This is a genomic window from Labrenzia sp. ATLA3 (assembly GCF_057180185.1).
The window spans coordinates 150,401-165,261 of record NZ_JBXUKV010000004.1; the positions used below are offsets into that span (position 1 = coordinate 150,401).

General features: G+C 58.6%; 19 protein-coding genes and 1 riboswitch. Of the genes, 7 read left to right on the forward strand and 12 right to left on the reverse strand.

Going from position 1 to position 14,861, the window contains the following annotated elements; all coding sequences use genetic code 11:
- Nucleotides 1-112: 112 nt before the first annotated feature.
- Genes AC2A6O_RS12125 through AC2A6O_RS12145 form a run of 5 tightly spaced genes read right to left on the reverse strand, consistent with a single transcriptional unit; the run spans nucleotide 113 to nucleotide 3,625 of the window.
- Nucleotides 113-1,174 carry a FecCD family ABC transporter permease gene (locus tag AC2A6O_RS12125; protein WP_498927298.1) on the reverse strand — a complete coding sequence of 354 codons (1,062 nt, stop codon included), beginning with the start codon at nucleotides 1,172-1,174 and terminating at the stop codon, nucleotides 113-115.
- A 53-nt stretch (nucleotides 1,175-1,227) separates the two neighbouring features.
- Nucleotides 1,228-2,163 carry an ABC transporter substrate-binding protein gene (locus AC2A6O_RS12130; RefSeq protein WP_498927300.1) on the reverse strand — a complete coding sequence of 312 codons (936 nt, stop codon included), beginning with the start codon at nucleotides 2,161-2,163 and terminating at the stop codon, nucleotides 1,228-1,230.
- Between the two features lie 16 nt (nucleotides 2,164-2,179).
- Nucleotides 2,180-2,953, reverse strand: coding sequence for an ABC transporter ATP-binding protein (locus AC2A6O_RS12135; protein WP_498927302.1), 774 nt, complete (start codon nucleotides 2,951-2,953; stop codon nucleotides 2,180-2,182).
- Nucleotides 2,950-3,357: a DUF1636 family protein gene (locus AC2A6O_RS12140; RefSeq protein ID WP_498927304.1), complete on the reverse strand. Its 408-nt coding sequence runs from the start codon at nucleotides 3,355-3,357 to the stop codon at nucleotides 2,950-2,952. Before AC2A6O_RS12140 ends, AC2A6O_RS12135 begins: the two co-directional genes overlap by 4 nt.
- Nucleotides 3,347-3,625, reverse strand: coding sequence for a hypothetical protein (locus tag AC2A6O_RS12145; protein ID WP_498927306.1), 279 nt, complete (start codon nucleotides 3,623-3,625; stop codon nucleotides 3,347-3,349). The genes AC2A6O_RS12140 and AC2A6O_RS12145 overlap by 11 nt, the downstream gene beginning before the upstream one ends.
- A gap of 107 nt (nucleotides 3,626-3,732) precedes the next feature.
- A riboswitch (cobalamin riboswitch) is annotated at nucleotides 3,733-3,945 on the reverse strand.
- 131 nt (nucleotides 3,946-4,076) lie between these two features.
- Between AC2A6O_RS12145 and AC2A6O_RS12150 the strand changes: the two genes are divergently transcribed.
- Together AC2A6O_RS12150 and AC2A6O_RS12155 are read left to right on the forward strand one after the other, a co-directional pair.
- Nucleotides 4,077-6,161: a S9 family peptidase gene (locus tag AC2A6O_RS12150; RefSeq protein ID WP_148586455.1), complete on the forward strand. Its 2,085-nt coding sequence runs from the start codon at nucleotides 4,077-4,079 to the stop codon at nucleotides 6,159-6,161.
- 202 nt (nucleotides 6,162-6,363) lie between these two features.
- Nucleotides 6,364-6,762: a hypothetical protein gene (locus tag AC2A6O_RS12155; protein WP_498927308.1), complete on the forward strand. Its 399-nt coding sequence runs from the start codon at nucleotides 6,364-6,366 to the stop codon at nucleotides 6,760-6,762.
- A 13-nt stretch (nucleotides 6,763-6,775) separates the two neighbouring features.
- On the opposite strand, the gene AC2A6O_RS12160 is transcribed toward AC2A6O_RS12155, so the two are convergent.
- Nucleotides 6,776-7,693, reverse strand: coding sequence for a LysR family transcriptional regulator (locus AC2A6O_RS12160; RefSeq protein ID WP_498927310.1), 918 nt, complete (start codon nucleotides 7,691-7,693; stop codon nucleotides 6,776-6,778).
- Nucleotides 7,694-7,793: 100 nt separating this feature from the next.
- On the opposite strand from AC2A6O_RS12160, the gene AC2A6O_RS12165 reads away from it, so the two are divergent.
- From AC2A6O_RS12165 to AC2A6O_RS12175, 3 genes are read left to right on the forward strand one after another with little or no spacing between them, the layout of a single operon-like run.
- Nucleotides 7,794-8,102, forward strand: a complete 309-nt coding sequence (locus AC2A6O_RS12165) for a putative quinol monooxygenase (RefSeq protein WP_498927312.1) — start codon at nucleotides 7,794-7,796, stop codon at nucleotides 8,100-8,102.
- A 6-nt stretch (nucleotides 8,103-8,108) separates the two neighbouring features.
- Entirely contained in the window at nucleotides 8,109-8,327 is a 219-nt protein-coding gene (locus AC2A6O_RS12170) for a DUF2798 domain-containing protein (protein WP_148586451.1), read from the forward strand.
- Nucleotides 8,328-8,344: 17 nt separating this feature from the next.
- Nucleotides 8,345-8,719 carry a RidA family protein gene (locus AC2A6O_RS12175; RefSeq protein WP_498927314.1) on the forward strand — a complete coding sequence of 125 codons (375 nt, stop codon included), beginning with the start codon at nucleotides 8,345-8,347 and terminating at the stop codon, nucleotides 8,717-8,719.
- A gap of 186 nt (nucleotides 8,720-8,905) precedes the next feature.
- Here the strand turns inward: AC2A6O_RS12175 and AC2A6O_RS12180 are convergent, their stop codons facing one another.
- From AC2A6O_RS12180 to AC2A6O_RS12200, 5 genes are all read right to left on the reverse strand, one after another.
- A complete protein-coding gene (locus AC2A6O_RS12180) occupies nucleotides 8,906-9,397 on the reverse strand; it encodes a GNAT family N-acetyltransferase (RefSeq protein ID WP_498927316.1) in 492 nt (163 codons plus the stop codon).
- Between the two features lie 29 nt (nucleotides 9,398-9,426).
- A complete protein-coding gene (locus AC2A6O_RS12185) occupies nucleotides 9,427-10,359 on the reverse strand; it encodes a c-type cytochrome (protein ID WP_498927318.1) in 933 nt (310 codons plus the stop codon).
- A gap of 142 nt (nucleotides 10,360-10,501) precedes the next feature.
- Complete coding sequence (locus tag AC2A6O_RS12190; RefSeq protein ID WP_498927320.1) at nucleotides 10,502-10,963, reverse strand: c-type cytochrome; 462 nt, start codon at nucleotides 10,961-10,963, stop codon at nucleotides 10,502-10,504.
- 200 nt (nucleotides 10,964-11,163) lie between these two features.
- Nucleotides 11,164-11,766 (reverse strand): superoxide dismutase, encoded by a 603-nt coding sequence (locus AC2A6O_RS12195; protein ID WP_148586447.1) that lies wholly within the window; start codon nucleotides 11,764-11,766, stop codon nucleotides 11,164-11,166.
- A gap of 38 nt (nucleotides 11,767-11,804) precedes the next feature.
- On the reverse strand, nucleotides 11,805-11,936 hold the full coding sequence (locus AC2A6O_RS12200) for a hypothetical protein (RefSeq protein ID WP_286192738.1): 132 nt from the start codon (nucleotides 11,934-11,936) through the stop codon (nucleotides 11,805-11,807).
- Nucleotides 11,937-12,111: 175 nt separating this feature from the next.
- Between AC2A6O_RS12200 and AC2A6O_RS12205 the strand changes: the two genes are divergently transcribed.
- The gene (locus tag AC2A6O_RS12205) at nucleotides 12,112-12,447 is read left to right on the forward strand and encodes a hypothetical protein (RefSeq protein WP_498927322.1); all 336 of its coding nucleotides are present in this window, start codon (nucleotides 12,112-12,114) and stop codon (nucleotides 12,445-12,447) included.
- 219 nt (nucleotides 12,448-12,666) lie between these two features.
- A complete protein-coding gene (locus AC2A6O_RS12210) occupies nucleotides 12,667-13,845 on the forward strand; it encodes a YbfB/YjiJ family MFS transporter (protein WP_498927324.1) in 1,179 nt (392 codons plus the stop codon).
- Between the two features lie 10 nt (nucleotides 13,846-13,855).
- Here the strand turns inward: AC2A6O_RS12210 and AC2A6O_RS12215 are convergent, their stop codons facing one another.
- Nucleotides 13,856-14,713, reverse strand: coding sequence for a branched-chain amino acid aminotransferase (locus tag AC2A6O_RS12215; protein WP_498927326.1), 858 nt, complete (start codon nucleotides 14,711-14,713; stop codon nucleotides 13,856-13,858).
- Nucleotides 14,714-14,861 lie beyond the last annotated feature (148 nt).

Below are 14,861 nucleotides of genomic sequence, written 5' to 3' on the forward strand. Positions count from 1 at the left end.
AAATTTCGAAAGAAGTCTTGAATGGCGCGCCTTGATATGAGGGATTTCAAGTGGACGGTGATCCGGCCACTCCTTCCGAACAAGGTCCATACAAACGGCCGATGCCTCTGGCCTAGTGGGCCTGGCCTGACCGGGAGCGCAACAGCAGGACGAAGAAAACACCACCGATCAGCCCCGTGACGATACCGATGGGCATATCTTCAGGCGATAAAAGCGTGCGGGCGATGATGTCCGCCCAGATCAGGAAGATGGCGCCCAGCACCATGGAGGCGGGCAGAACCCGGCTGTAATTACCGCCCACGAGAAAGCGCGCGATGTGTGGCACCATAAGGCCGACGAAACCGATGATGCCTGAAAACGCCACCATCACGCCGGTGATAAGCGCGCCGAGCACAAACACGGTGAGACGAAACCGGGCAACGGGAATGCCGAGCGTCGAGGCGGTTTCATCGCCAATGGTCATGGCGTTGAGATCAGCGGCCCGCACCAGGAAATAGGGTGCCACCAGCAGCAGAATGCCGAGCGGAAACGGCAATTGCGACCACTGGGCAAGACCGAGACCGCCCAGCATCCAGAAGACAACCGTATGTGTTGCCCTGGGATCACCGAGGAAAATCAGAATATTGGCGATTGCCATGATGATGAACGACACCGCCACACCGGCAAGAACCAGCCGGTCGGCACTGGTCGCAGACGCGAAGCGTGTCACGCCAAGCACCAGGAAGGTTGCCACCAGCGCCCCGGCAAAAGCCATCAGCGGCACAGTCATGAGGCCCAGAAACAGGCCGGTGTGCAAAAGCGCAAGAATGGCACCGGCCGCCGCGCCGGAGGAAATGCCAAGCAAATGCGGATCCGCCAGCGGATTGCGCGTGACGGATTGAAGGGCGGCACCGACCACAGCCAGACCGGCGCCAACAAAGCCGGCCAGCAGCGCACGCGGAAACCGGATTTCCCAAACGATCGTTTCGCGGCTCTGCGGCCAATCGACCTCAAAAAGACCGGGCACCGTGCGATTGGCCAGGATCTTGAAGACAGTGCTGCCCGGAATGGCGACCGCGCCTGCGCCGATGGCGGCCACAATCGAAATACCCAGCAGCAGCATCCCGGCAAGAAGCAGAACGCCGGTGCTCCACCGCCGCCGGGATGCGTTGTGTTTTGCCGTCACCTCGGTCATGCCGGATCATCGCTTGTGCCCGCAACCGCGGTGAGAGGCATTGTCAGCAAGTCTCACTCTCCCCAGAAGGCTTCAGTGAGTTTGCCGACAGCCTTGAGGTTTCGCGGTCCCGGCGTTGCCTCGACATAATCCAGGACGACGAAGCGGTCGTTCTTGACCGCCGCAATGCCGGCCAGAGCTGGGTTGTTCTTCATGAAATCCCGTTTCTGGTCCGCCGTCACTTCGCCGTAGTTGACGATCACGACCATGTCCGGATCTTTCTCCACCACGGTTTCCCAATCGACCGTCGCCCAGCTCTTTTCGAAATCGTCCATGACGTTGACGCCACCGGCCGCCTCGATAAGCGCCGTCGGCATAGCATAGCGACCGGCGGTGAAGGGCTTGTCCTCACCGCTGTCGTAGACGAAAACCCGCAGCGGTTTCTCGCCTTCCGGCACCGTTGCCGCGATCCGCGCCAGTTCCTGCTTGTAGGCAGCGACAAGGTGCAGGGCCGTGTCCTCCACGCCGAAGATCTTCCCGAGATTGATCAGGTCGTTGTAAAGATCAGCCAGCGAAGCCTTGGGCTTGTCGCCGATATGGATGCAGGATTCGGTCAGCTCATAAACCTTGATCCCGAAGGGCTCCAGCGTTTCCGGCGTCACTTCGCCGCCAACCTTCATGCCATAGTTCCAGCCGGCAAAATAGAAATCCGCATCTGCCCCGATCAGCACTTCCTTGCTCGGATATTTTGACGCGAGTTCCGGAAGTTCGGCAACGCCCTCACGCATTTCCGCGTCCAGCGTCTTCCAGCCCGAAATGCCGGTATATCCAACCATGCGGTCGCGCAGACCAAGCACCAGCATCATCTCGGTCAGATTGACGTCGTTCGAAACAGCGGCTTTTGGCGGCGCTTCGAAAGTGACCGTACGACTGCAGCTTTTCACCGTGGTCTGGGCAAAGGCCGGAACAGTCAGAAGGGCGAGCGCAGCGCTCAGCAGTAGTCTTTTCATTGTGCTCTCCAGGGAGTCAAAGATGGAAGGTCAGGTAACGCTCACGACTGGCAGACAACTGCTCCAGGCGGACCTGTACCGAATAGGCTTGTTCAATGTTGCCGGGGGTCAGCACCGTTTCCGGCGCGCCATGGGCAACCAGCCGCCCCTCGTGCAGCAGCAGAACCTTGTCGCAGACGCGGCTTGCCAAATTGAGGTCATGCAGGCTTGTGACGATGGTGATGTTCAGATCAGAGATCAGCTCGACAATCTCGAGCTGATGGCGGATATCCAGATGGTTGGTCGGCTCATCCAGGACCAGCAGCTTCGGTTCCTGCGCCAGCGCCCGAGCCACCATCACCCGTTGCCGTTCACCGCCGGACAGCGTGCCAAAGGACCTGTCCGCGTAGGAGTGCAGATCCATTTTCCTGAGGCAGTCATCGACGATTTCAGCGTCCCGTTTGCCTGCATTGGCAATGCCGTTTGCGTGCGGCCGCCGACCAAGAACGACGATCTCGCGAACAGACAGGGCAAAGTCGGTCGGTTGCTCCTGCAGAACGGCGGCGATCGACCGGGCAGCCTCCCGGGCACTGAGGTGCCACAGGTCCGTACCATCCACCAGAATGCTGCCAGAGTGCGGTTTCAAGAAGCGGTAGAGCAGCCGCAGCAGGGTCGATTTGCCGGCACCATTGGCACCGGCAATTCCAAGAACCTCGCCAGCGGGCAGCTCGAAGCTGACCGGATGCAGAATGGTCCTGCCCTGCCCCGTCTTCCAGCTTGCCTCTCGGACGCAAAGATCGATCCCCGTCATGACAAGGCCGTTCCGTCAGCTTCCGAGACGATCATCGCCGCGGGGATGCGGCCCTGCGATGCGGTCCATCGTGTGCCGTGCCGGACGCCGGAAACGCCATATCCATTCTCTAGCTGGCGATAGCGCCTGGCGTAGTCGACCAGATCTTCTATGTCCGTTTCACCTGCATCGATATCACCGAAGAGGTAAATCGCCTCGCCCGTTGCCTTGTAGGCCGCTGTGCATCCACGCGAACAGCTTTCGATGTCGGCTGTACCGCTGATCTCGAAATCGTCACCAACGACCGGAACGGCCAATTGGAGAGCGCGCTTCAACTGGCTGACCAGTTCATATCCGGGCTGACACAGCTGGCCCTTGTGACGGCAGACGGTACTGACAAAAATCTTGTGCGGTTCATTGCTCATGGCGCACCTTTACAGCTTCCGTCCGCGAACGGACAGCATGGGGCGGCGCAGCGACAACCTTGCCACCATGGCTGCGCAAGAAGCTACCAGCTTGAAAGGAAAGAGGATGATCATTGTGTAATGTTATTACATTACTAATCCGATCGTTGGCAACAAGCTTTTGCCTGCCGTTCGGCACCATCGCGCGCAGCGCACGCATCGACAGCGGATCGGAAAGGGTCAAAAGGTTGGCAGGACTTGAGGTTTCAGCAGTCAATTTCCGGTTCATATCGCCCTCCGCGATTGCGCGGGGCAGTTTCGAACCGAATGTGCAACTTTGCCGGCAGGCGCCGATAGACCATGTCACTCACTCCGCCGGGGCACCCCGCCCGGGTTAAGGTTTAAGATGAAATGGCAGGTCTCCTGACTTGCGGGTCATGGCTTGCCTGATCCTTCCCGGGGTTTCCCCAGTGGCGCTTTCAGGTTTGCTCACCGCTCACAGTTGCGGGGGCAGTCACGGATTTGCAGCCTTTCGGCCTCGTCGCACCGTGTTCCCTTTTAATCCCGCTCCGAAATTCAGAGTCGGGAACCATCTCTTCCTAAGTGCTCGAACGCCTGGAAAATGTCAAAGACTTTCACCACCCACCTTGTCGTCCCGAAGCACAACAGATGCAGCCGTCCGGCGGCCTCGGCAGGATTGGCCTCTTGCCTTCACCGCTCAAAAATCCTACCTCGGATCCATGAAACAGGATGCCCTCCCCCCGCGCGCCACTGCGCGCCCCGTCACCCTTGAGACCCACGGCGTTGCTCGCCAGGACGACTTTGCCTGGCTGCGGGCAGACAACTGGCAGGAGGTCATGAAAGACCCTTCCGTGCTGGATGCCGATATCCGCGCCTATCTGGAAGCGGAAAATACCTACCAGGAAGCGCAGATGGCGCCGACGAAGGCTCTGCAGGAACAGCTTTTTGCTGAAATGCGCGGCCGCATCAAGGAAGACGACAGTTCGGTCCCCTCACCCGACGGCCCCTTCGCCTATGGCCTCAAATACGAAACTGGTGGCCAGCAACCGATCTTCTTCCGGACCCCGCGCGATGGCGGCGAGGAAACGGTACTTCTCCACGGCGACAAGGAAGCCGAGGGCACGTCCTATTTCCGGATCGGCGGTGTCAGCCAGTCGACGGATCACAAGCTCATAGCCTGGGCCTATGATGACAAGGGCTCGGAATATTATTCGCTCAGACTGCGCGACGCCGCGACGGCCAAAGATTTCGACTACGCCATCGAAGATACGGGCGGCGGCGGCGTTTTCTCCGAAGACAGTCGTTACGTGTTCTACGTTCGTCTGGACGCCAACCATCGGCCTTCAAAGCTCTTCCGGCACGAGATCGGCACCGACCCAGCCAGCGATGTGCTCGTCTACGAGGAAAAGGATGCCGGCTTCTTCATGGGGGTCGGCAAGACCCAGTCCGGTGACACCATCGTCATCGACATTCACGACCATGAGACGTCCGAAGTCTGGATGATCCCGGCAAGTGATCCGACTGCCGAACCGGTGCTCGTCGCAGAGCGCGAAACCGGCATCGAATATTCCATCGACGATCATGGCGACACGCTTTACATCCTGACCAATGCAGGTGGCGCCGAGGACTTCAAGATCGTCACCGCGCCCAAGAGCAACCCTGGCCGCCAGAACTGGTCGGACCTCGTGCCGCACAAGCCGGGGTGCCTGATCCTGTCCCACTGCGTCTACAAGAGTTTCATGACGCGGCTGGAGCGCGAGGACGGCCTGCCGCGCATCGTGATCCACCGGCTTGCGGACAAGATCGAACATTCCATCGCTTTCGACGAGGAGGCCTATTCGCTCGGCCTTGGAGGCGGCTACGAGTTCGACACCAGCACGATCCGCTTTTCCTATTCCTCCATGACCACGCCGTCGCAGACATTCGACTACAATGTCGAGACCCGCGAGCGTGTTCTGCGCAAGGAACAGGAAGTGCCCTCCGGCCATAACGCGGGCGACTATGTCACCCGCCGCCTGATGGCGCCCGCCGCCGACGGCGAGACTGTGCCGGTTTCCGTGCTGTACCGAAAGGACACCAGGCTCGACGGCTCCGCACCGCTGCTGCTTTACGGCTATGGCTCTTACGGAATCACTATTCCGGCAAGCTTCAACACCAATTGCCTGTCGCTGGTCGACCGGGGCTTTGTCTATGCGATTGCCCATATTCGCGGTGGCAAGGACAAGGGCTTCCATTGGTACAAGGATGGGCGGCGAGAGAACAAGAAGAACACCTTCACCGACTTCATTGCAGCGGCCGATCACCTGGTTGCGGAAAGCTTCACCTCCTATGAGCACATCGTCGCCCAGGGCGGCTCGGCGGGCGGCATGCTGATGGGTGCCGTCGCCAATCTGGCACCGGAAAAATTCGGCGGCATCATTGCCGAAGTTCCCTTCGTCGATGTTCTGTCGACAATGCTGGACGACACGCTGCCGCTCACCCCGCCGGAATGGCCCGAATGGGGCAATCCGATCAGCGACAAGACAGCCTACGATTACATCGCCTCCTATTCGCCCTACGACAATGTCGAGGCCAAGGCCTATCCGGCCATCCTGGCGGTCGGCGGCTTGACCGATCCGCGCGTGACCTATTGGGAACCGGCCAAATGGGTTGCCAAACTGCGGGCAACAGCCACCGGCGACAAGCTGCTGATGCTCAAAACCAACATGGAAGCCGGCCACGGCGGCGCCTCCGGCCGTTTCGACCGGCTGAAGGAAGTTGCCGAATCTCAGGCCTTCGCCCTTATGGTGACCGGAAAAGCCTGACACAGTGCAACCTTCGAACCCGTCAGGCGTGCGGCATACCCCGTACGCCTGACACAGGCGAAACCAATCACGCGCTGCGGCGGATATCAGCCAAGCGAACGTGACTTGATTTTGCCCCGGTCTTCGGCTCATGTGAGAGTCGTTGCAAATCAATCAATTGAACGGTCCCGGACCGCGCCGATCCTGTTCACTGGAGCCTGTGATGACCTGCTACCGCTCTTTTCCGCACCACGTTGTTCATGGGTTGAAAAAGGGATTGCGTCTGGTTCCGGTCGTTGCCGCGTCCCTGAGCCTTGCCGCGTGCCAGTCCTATGAGACGACGGGCGGAAATGTGGTGGAAACGCTGCTGTTCTCCCCGACCTTCACCAAGAACCGGCAGGACATTCCCAGCACCTACAACACGCCTTATGACTGCCGCAGCTTCAGCGGCAGCGGCTGGAAGGGCATTGCCAGCGGCAAGGTCTTCAACTTCAGCCAGAAATACATCATCTCCCAGGCAGGTTGTTTCAAGACGCAGGGCGAGTGCAAGGCATGGCTTTCCGTCATGTCCAGCTACATCGATCAGCCGCGCTACATTCGCTGCAATCCCTACACTGCATAAGCCAACGGCCGGATCAGGCCGGCTCTGGCTCAAACACGGCTCCCTGTAACACCGGAAACGCCGCCATGAAGGTTTCCATGTAATCGAGCAGGCAGCGTACCCGCGCGTTCAGCAGTTTGCCGGTTGGCCACACCGCGAAAATGTCCCGCTGCTGGCCTTGCCAGCTGGCAAGAACCGGCGTCAGACGACCTGACACCAGATCGTCCGAAATCTCGCTCGCGGGCAGCAGGGCGAGTCCGTGACCATCGCTGGTGAGTTGCCTGGCCATGCTGATATCATCGACAACCACGCGTGCATCCAGCGGCACGGTTTCCCGAGCGCCCGTTTCCCGGTGGGTCAACTGCCATTGCGGCAATGTCGACACCCGCACCACCTTGTGCTCACTGATCTCTTGCGGTGTTTCCGGCGCACCTGCCTCTTCAAGATAGGACGGTGCCGCCACCAGCACGGTCGCGATCACCCCGAGACGTTTCTGGAAAAGGCGCTCATCGGTCTGCGGTCCTGCTCTCAAGCCAATATCCACCTTGTGTTCAAGCAGGTCCTTGTTCTCGTTACTGAGGGCCAGTGTCAGCCGGATTTCCGGATAAGCCTTCAGAAATCCGGACCACATGGGTTCCAGAATTCCGATGGAAATATTGGTGGGTGCAGCCACTTTCATGGCGCCCCGGAGGCCATGCAGATCATCGCTCAATCCATCAAGTGTCGTCTCTGCGGTTTGAACGAGATCGGCAAAAGACTCAAAATAGGCGTCCCCCGCCCCTGTCAGCTCGAATTTACGCGCAGAGCGAAAAACCAGCTGCGTGCCAATGGTTTCTTCCAGCTTCGCCAGGCGGCGCGTCACCGTCGCCGCAGGCAACCCCAGATGCGCTGCAGCCTTCGCAAGGCTTCGATGGCGCGCGATGTGAACAAACAAGGCGATGTCGTCGAGCATAATTCCAATTTCGAAATTTAAGCTACCATTCTCCGATATAGATTAGATAATCAGAAATCAATAAATCTGTCTTCATCCAACAAACACAATGGAGACAGTCATGGGCAACTATTTCATCAGCGCAGGTATTGAGCTGCAACAGGGCGCGGACCAGGCCACGGCCGAAATGGAATTGCGCCGGCTGGCGGCCGAAACCCAGCACGAACCGGGCTGCAACTTCTTCGAAATCCGGCAGAACCTGGAGCATCCCGACAAGTTCACTCTCTGGGAGAGCTGGACCGACAAGGCCGCCCTGGCAGCCCACTTCGAAATGCCGCACACCAAGGCCTATCTCGCCAAGAACCTGACCCAGGTCAGCTACATCGAGCAGCTCGGCGAGATCGGTACAGGCGAAGCGAGCGAAAGGTAAGCGGCCATGAAGACCCGATTGATCGCAACAAGCCTGATGTCGCTGGGTCTGTCGCTCCTGATGTCATGCTGGGTCACCTTCCTGAATCTCGGCTGGAACGACAGTTTCTTCTGGCAATGGATGAACGCCTTTCGCCTTGCCTGGCCTGCTGCCGCCGTCATCGCCTTTTTTCTGGGCCCACCCGTGCAAAAGGCAACGCACTACCTCGCCGCCCGGTTGCCGTAATCAGGATTGGAAAGAAGTTGTCTTTGATCAGACAGAACATCAAGGAACTGGGCCTGCCTGCCGGGCCCTATTCCCATGCCGTGCGGCATGGACAGACAGTCTATACCTCCGGCTTCACAGCCTTCGGCTCAGCTGCGCAGGCCGCCTCGGCCGGCCCGCAGGTGAACGAGATATTCAATCAGTTACAGACTGTCGCGGCCCACTTCGGAAGCTCATTGAAGGATCTGCCGAAAGTAACCGTGTTTGTGACCGACATGTCGGATTTGCCGGAAATCCGGTCGACCCTGACAGACCTCTATGAAACTGACATGCCAGCCAGTTCACTGGTCTGTGTTGCCGCCCTCTTTCATTCTGACCTGAAGGTCGAAGTGGAAGCGGTCATTGCCACTTGATTGATCAATGGCTTGCAACGGCACCTGTTCCTCCGTATTATCAATTAGTAGAATATAACTAAATCAAAGCCGCAGAGGCGCTCTCAGATCTTTTGAACAACTGTGCACGGGCAAAACGACCCAATAATAAAAAAGAAAACTTGGCCACCTGCTCGCGGGTGGTTTTGTTTGAAAGCTCGCGAAACTCTACCCAAGTAATTGTTTTCTAAAGAAAACCGTCTCGGTTATCGGCGTATCGTAATAGGCGTCGACATTTTGAAAACCTGCGGCTTTGTAAAGCTTGATGGCACCTGTCATGCTTGGCAGCGTGTCCAGCAGCATTTCGCGGTAGCCTGCAGCCTCTGCCGCCTTGACCACCGCCTCCACCAGCGCACCGCCCACACCCTGACCGCGCCCCTCCGGCAAGACGTATAGCCGCTTCATTTCGCACGCGCCGTCTTGTCCGAATGCTCTCAGAGCAACACAACCGAGAACGATCCCCTCTCCGTCTTTCGCCAGAAACAGCGCCCCCACAGGCGGCGCATATTTTCCCGGCAGGCTTGCAAGTTCCTCCTCAAAGCCCTGATAGGAGAGGTCGATCCCGAGCCAGTCGACATAGGCGCGGAACAGGCGTCGGACCTCGGCAAGATCTTCCTCGGTTTCAACCGCTACGATTGAAATTTGCTGCGATGGGGTCATGGAAATGTCTGATGGTCCGTGATGTGACGTCAGTTGGCCGTTTGAACAACGGCCGGGATGGCTTTCAGATAGGCGGCGATCGCCTCACGATCGCTTGCGGGAAGTTTGGCCATATTCTCTTGAACATGCACCATTTCTCCGCCAACGGAATCGTATTCCGGCGTGAATCCGCTTTCCAGATAATAGGCGATGTCAGCAGCACTCCAGCTGCCGAATCCGCCCTCTACCGGAGTTATGTCGGGAATGCGGCCTTCCCCTGTGGGCGCGGGCGCCCCACCGAGCCACCTGGTCAGCTCCAGCCCACCGGCAAGATTGCGGGGCGTATGGCATTCGCCGCAATGGCCCGGCCCTTCCACCAGATACCGGCCACGCTCCCAGAGTGCGGTATCAACATCCCCCCCGGCTGCAGGCGCGGCAATGACCGGCGCCGGATCCAGGAACAAACGCTTCCAGAGCCCGATGCCCCGGCGGATATTGAACGGGAAACCGAGTTCATGCGGGGGAGCCTTGCCCTCAACAGCCGGCAGCGTTTTCAGGAAGGCATAAAGGTTGCCGATATCCGCGCCGGACATTCGGGCATAGGACGTATATGGAAAAGCCGGATAGTAGTTTCGCCCGTCCGGCGATGTGCCGTGTGTCATGGCATTGGCGAAATCTTCAAGCGACCAGGCGCCGATACCGTCTGCCGTGCTGGAGGAGATATTGGGCGCGACAAACACACCGAAAGGCGTTTCCAGACGCAGGCCACCGCCAAGCTTCAGCTTGTCGTCTCCTTCAGCGTCCTTGGCAGCATGACAGGACGTGCACCCTCCGGCCCAGAAGACCAGCTCTCCTTGCGCGGCATCTCCTGGTGCGAAGGCGGCAAGCTGGGCCTGGTTCAATGTCGTCGGCGCGGACAGAAACCACCCCGCAGCTGCGGCAACAACGCCAAGCACGACGAGGACGATGACAGCCTTTTTCATGGAGTCTCCCTGGGTTCCGCCTGCAGCTGAACACCAAAACAGCGGCTCTTCAGCCCCGAGGGGATGAAATGCCGCTGATCTGTCTCACAAGCTGGAGCCGGCCTGGTGGCACCGGGCACCGAAAGCTCCTGAATTCAGCCGATCAGTTTTTCTTACGGTAAGTTTCGTGGCACGATTTGCAAGAGCCGAATACGGGCCCCATCGCAGCCTTGAACGCTTCCACATCCGCCGGGCCGTCTTTGCCAGCAGCTTCCGAAGCTTTTGCCGTGGCTGCCGCAAATTTTGCCAATTCGGCCGAGAAACCGTCCGGATCTTCCCAGATGGCAGCCGCCGCGCCGGTTTTCCCCTGATCAGACCCTGCGGGGAAGAAATCGCCAAATGACAGCGATGCAGCGCGCATGGTCGCGATGGCCGCTTTTCCGGCGGCAGGCGAATAGGCAATCTCCCCTTTCATCATACCGCCACCAAGTCCGGCGGCTGCGCCGACGGAAGACATGATGGCCTGCCGGGTCGCAATCGGGTCGTCAGACGCCTGAGCGATCGTTCCGGCAAGGCCGATCCCGGCCGCCAGACCCAACACAACAGCGGATTTGATCATTCGCATCGTTCTCTCCCTCTCGTGGAAATTGCCATAGGCAATGATTCACCTGAGAGAGTACAACCCATGGACCACCCAGTCTTGAAATCACGGTCTCGTGAGGTGACGGCTCAGCGGTGAACACACCGTCAACGCTGACGAAACAACCAAACAAAAAACCCCGGCCTTTCCAGGCCGGGGTTTCAAGAAACGGGATGTGACCCGAGTTACTTCGTCGCTGCTTCGTACATTTCCAGCACGTAGTCCCAGTTGACCATGCTGTCGATGAAAGCTTCCAGATATTTCGGACGCGCGTTGCGATAGTCGATGTAATAGGAATGTTCCCACACATCGCAGCCAAGGATCGGCGCGGCACCATGCACCAGCGGGTTTTCACCGTTCGGCGTCTTCATGATTTCCAGCTTGCCGTCCTTCACAGCGAGCCATGCCCAACCGGAGCCGAACTGGCCAACACCTGCGGCGATGAAATCGGCGCGGAACTTGTCGAACCCACCGAGATCGCTGTCGATTGCAGAAGAAAGAGCGCCCGGAAGGGAGCTGCCGCCGCCATCTTTCTTCATCCATTTCCAGAAATGGATGTGGTTGTAATGCTGACCGGCGTTATTGAACAGCGGAGCGTTCTTGCCGTAGCTACCCTTGACGATCTCTTCCAGCGACTTGCCTTCCAGGCCGCTGCCGGCGAGCAGCTCGTTGCCTTTGGTTACGTAAGCCTGGTGGTGCTTGTCGTGGTGAAACTCGAGCGTTTCAGCAGACATGTAAGGGGCCAGCGCATCATATGCATACGGCAGGTCAGGCAATTCAAAAGACATGACAAACTCCTCAAAAGGTCGGTGACGGGCGGCAACATTCAGACATCTTCAGTCAACGTCCGAATGACCGCGTCGAGCGGCAAAATAGGATTGCTGGGCCGACACGGCAAGCGCGGAACCTCAAAATAAAGAAATTTTTTCTTTTTATTTTCAGGCGCGCGATCTGCCATTGACATTTCCCGCAGGTGGAACGCTTTCAACCGTCCCAGGTTGCATCAATCACAAGAACGTGAACAATAATTTTCAAAAATAAGATTGTGTGACTTGCAACACGTACATTCCAGACAACAAGAATTAAATTGATCTCCGTAGCCAGAGATGGCCGACTTTTATTAGGAGATAGTCATGAAATTGAATAATACTTACGCAATCGCCCTTATTGTTTCTGGAAGCATTCTGGTCGGGACCACAATCTCGTCTCAAGCTGCCCCCAGTGACGGAAGTAATCTTGGCGAATGCTACAACAACTGGATTTCGCATTGTAACGCAACGACCAGCGGCTACCCGAACAGTTGCTACGGCGAGAGCCTGGACCATTGTGACGGCGTCCATGGGGCCAGCATGACCCAGATCCCCGGTTACAAGGCCAAGACGATGCGGACCAAGGCCCTGCGCAAGGCAAAACGCACCAACGCCCGCCTCGTCGCTCCTGTTGTTCAGCCGGCTCGCTCTAGCAACTGAGCCAACTTCCTTAAAACAAAAAGCCCTGCAATGGACGCATTGCGGGGCTTTTGTGTTTCACTGATTGATCTCGACAGCATCATTCGCTGTCCATCCTCAATTGTCCGCCTCCCCAGCCGGCTCCGACCTGCAAATGACAATCCGGTTCAATCGTGCAAGATAGCCTCAATGGCCACTGAGGCCTTCTGCCTATTCTCTATCGACTGCCCCTCGGAACCCATGTCAGCCACACCACGCTCTCCCACCACACTGGCTTTCGGCGGCCTGCTCTCCCTTGCAGCCGCCATGGGAATCGGCCGGTTTGTCTATACTCCGATCCTGCCCTTCATGACCGACGGTTTGTCGCTGCCGCCCGACGATGCAGGCCTGATCGCGTCGGCGAACTTTCTCGGTTATCTGGCCGGGGCGCTTGCCGGTGCCTCAAGGTCGCTGCCCGGCAGTCCTCGCATGTGGTTTCTGGGCGGACTGATCGCCAGCGCGCTCACCAGCGCCGCGATGGCACTGACCACCGCTCTGCCGCTGTTCCTGTTGATCCGCTTTGCCAGCGGTGTCGCAAGTGCCTTTGCGCTGGTCTTTTCCACCAGCCTGATCCTGGAAAGGCTGACGGAAGCCGGACGCGGCGGGTTAAGCGCCCTGCATTTCGCCGGTGTCGGTTGCGGCATCGCCTTTTCCGCGATCCTCGTCGCTGTCCTTGCGCATCTGGGGGCGGATTGGCGCATGCTCTGGCTGGCGAGCGGCGCAGCAACGCTTTGCTTTCTGCTGGTCGCAGCCTTTCTGGTGCCGACCGGACCGGTGCCCGTGCCGGGCTCAACAACGGCACACACCTCCCCGGGCGCCGCCCGGTCCTCCCCATTCGGGTCCGCGAGCCGTATCCGGCTGATACTGGCTTATGGCCTGTTCGGGTTCGGCTACGTCATCACCGCGACCTTCATCAACACGATTGCACGTGCCAATCCGGCGCTTCAGTCAACCGAAGCATATGTCTGGCTGACAGTCGGCCTGTGCGCCGCGCCCTCGATTTACGTCTGGAACAGGATCGCAGCGCGGCTGGGAACCCGGAAGGGTTTTGCGCTTGCTTGCATTCTGGAAGCCGCTGGCGTCGCCCTGACGGCCATCAGCACAGTGCCTGCGCTTTTCCTGCTGGGCGCGGCACTTCTCGGGGCAACCTTCATGGGGATCACAGCCCTTGGCCTCATGGAGGCACGGCGCGAGGCCAGTGGGGACGGTCCGGCGGCAATCCGTCAGATGCTGGCGGTTCTTACGGCAAGTTTTGGTGTCGGACAGATGGCCGGGCCCTGGATCGCGGGCCAGATGCACCACCTGACCGGATCCTTTACCGCTTCCTCTCTGGCGGCCGCAGCAGCACTTGTGGTTGCTGCGGCACTGGTCGTCAGGTGACGCTTGCCGCTCAGGCGTGGGAGAATTCCCAGTAGAGTTCTCTTGCGCGTGCCGCAATCGGGCCCGGCTGCAAGTCACGCTCATCAATCCGCTTGACCGGTGTGACCTTGCTGTAGTTACCGGTCGAGAAGATTTCGTCCGCTTCCAGAAATTCGCCATAGTCCATGGTGCGCTCGTAAACATCATAGCCGGCGGACCGCAGCAACTGAATGACGCGCTGACGGGTAATCCCATTCAGGAAAGTGCCGTTTGGTACCGGCGTATGAACCTTGCCTTCCTTGGCCATGAAGACATTGGCCGACGTCAGCTCGGCAACATTGCCAAGCATGTCGCGAACAATAGCATTGTCGAAACCCCGCCCCTTGGCCTCAAGCATGGCCCTGGCGTTGTTGGGATAAAGGCACCCAGCCTTGGCGTTGACCGGCATGCATTCAAGCGTCGGGCGGCGGAACGGCGACAGCGTGATGTTCATGGCTGCGTCCTTGTCCGCCATCGGCGCATCGAACAGGCACAGGCAGAAGCGCGTGCTGTCGGGATCGCCCGCGACAACACCGGGTCCGTCACTCTCTATCCAGTACATCGGCTTGACGTAAATCTGCTTGTCTCCGCCAAACTTCGCACAGCCTTCCTTGGACAGTTCGACCATTTCCCCCACCTGCATGGTCGGCTTCATGCCCAGCGCCTCTGCACTATCGTTGACACGTTTGCAGTGAAGATCGATGTCCGGCATTACGCCTTCAAAGAAGCGAGCGCCGTCAAAAACGCTGGAACCGAGCCAGGAGGCGTGCGTGCGTGGGCCCATGATCGGCGGATTGCCCTCGTGCCAAGCCCCGTCGATCCAGGTCCAGGTTTCACTCCATCCGCTCATGTCCGTTTCCTTTTCCGCGTTGCGGTCGTGCTGTTTGTCCGCCGAAACAACACCCACCACCCCGGCAGGTCAATAGCTTGCCGAAAAAATCCGGAAAGTTGTCGTCTTTATTCGCAAATGCCAGTATAATCGGAATGAAAACAACCAA

Bases quoted from the DNA above. Each gene is read 5' to 3' on its own strand.
- AC2A6O_RS12195 (WP_148586447.1), bottom strand. From the start codon at position 11,766: ATGTCTTTTGAATTGCCTGACCTGCCGTATGCATATGATGCGCTGGCC.
- AC2A6O_RS12205 (WP_498927322.1), top strand. From the start codon at position 12,112: ATGAAATTGAATAATACTTACGCAATCGCCCTTATTGTTTCTGGAAGC.
- AC2A6O_RS12200 (WP_286192738.1), bottom strand. From the start codon at position 11,936: ATGGCAGATCGCGCGCCTGAAAATAAAAAGAAAAAATTTCTTTATTTT.
- AC2A6O_RS12170 (WP_148586451.1), top strand. From the start codon at position 8,109: ATGAAGACCCGATTGATCGCAACAAGCCTGATGTCGCTGGGTCTGTCG.
- AC2A6O_RS12145 (WP_498927306.1), bottom strand. From the start codon at position 3,625: ATGAACCGGAAATTGACTGCTGAAACCTCAAGTCCTGCCAACCTTTTG.
- AC2A6O_RS12180 (WP_498927316.1), bottom strand. From the start codon at position 9,397: ATGACCCCATCGCAGCAAATTTCAATCGTAGCGGTTGAAACCGAGGAA.
- AC2A6O_RS12125 (WP_498927298.1), bottom strand. From the start codon at position 1,174: ATGACCGAGGTGACGGCAAAACACAACGCATCCCGGCGGCGGTGGAGC.
- AC2A6O_RS12140 (WP_498927304.1), bottom strand. From the start codon at position 3,357: ATGAGCAATGAACCGCACAAGATTTTTGTCAGTACCGTCTGCCGTCAC.
- AC2A6O_RS12130 (WP_498927300.1), bottom strand. From the start codon at position 2,163: ATGAAAAGACTACTGCTGAGCGCTGCGCTCGCCCTTCTGACTGTTCCG.
- AC2A6O_RS12165 (WP_498927312.1), top strand. From the start codon at position 7,794: ATGGGCAACTATTTCATCAGCGCAGGTATTGAGCTGCAACAGGGCGCG.
- AC2A6O_RS12160 (WP_498927310.1), bottom strand. From the start codon at position 7,693: ATGCTCGACGACATCGCCTTGTTTGTTCACATCGCGCGCCATCGAAGC.
- AC2A6O_RS12185 (WP_498927318.1), bottom strand. From the start codon at position 10,359: ATGAAAAAGGCTGTCATCGTCCTCGTCGTGCTTGGCGTTGTTGCCGCA.
- AC2A6O_RS12135 (WP_498927302.1), bottom strand. From the start codon at position 2,953: ATGACGGGGATCGATCTTTGCGTCCGAGAGGCAAGCTGGAAGACGGGG.
- AC2A6O_RS12150 (WP_148586455.1), top strand. From the start codon at position 4,077: ATGAAACAGGATGCCCTCCCCCCGCGCGCCACTGCGCGCCCCGTCACC.
- AC2A6O_RS12215 (WP_498927326.1), bottom strand. From the start codon at position 14,713: ATGAGCGGATGGAGTGAAACCTGGACCTGGATCGACGGGGCTTGGCAC.
- AC2A6O_RS12155 (WP_498927308.1), top strand. From the start codon at position 6,364: ATGACCTGCTACCGCTCTTTTCCGCACCACGTTGTTCATGGGTTGAAA.
- AC2A6O_RS12190 (WP_498927320.1), bottom strand. From the start codon at position 10,963: ATGCGAATGATCAAATCCGCTGTTGTGTTGGGTCTGGCGGCCGGGATC.
- AC2A6O_RS12210 (WP_498927324.1), top strand. From the start codon at position 12,667: ATGTCAGCCACACCACGCTCTCCCACCACACTGGCTTTCGGCGGCCTG.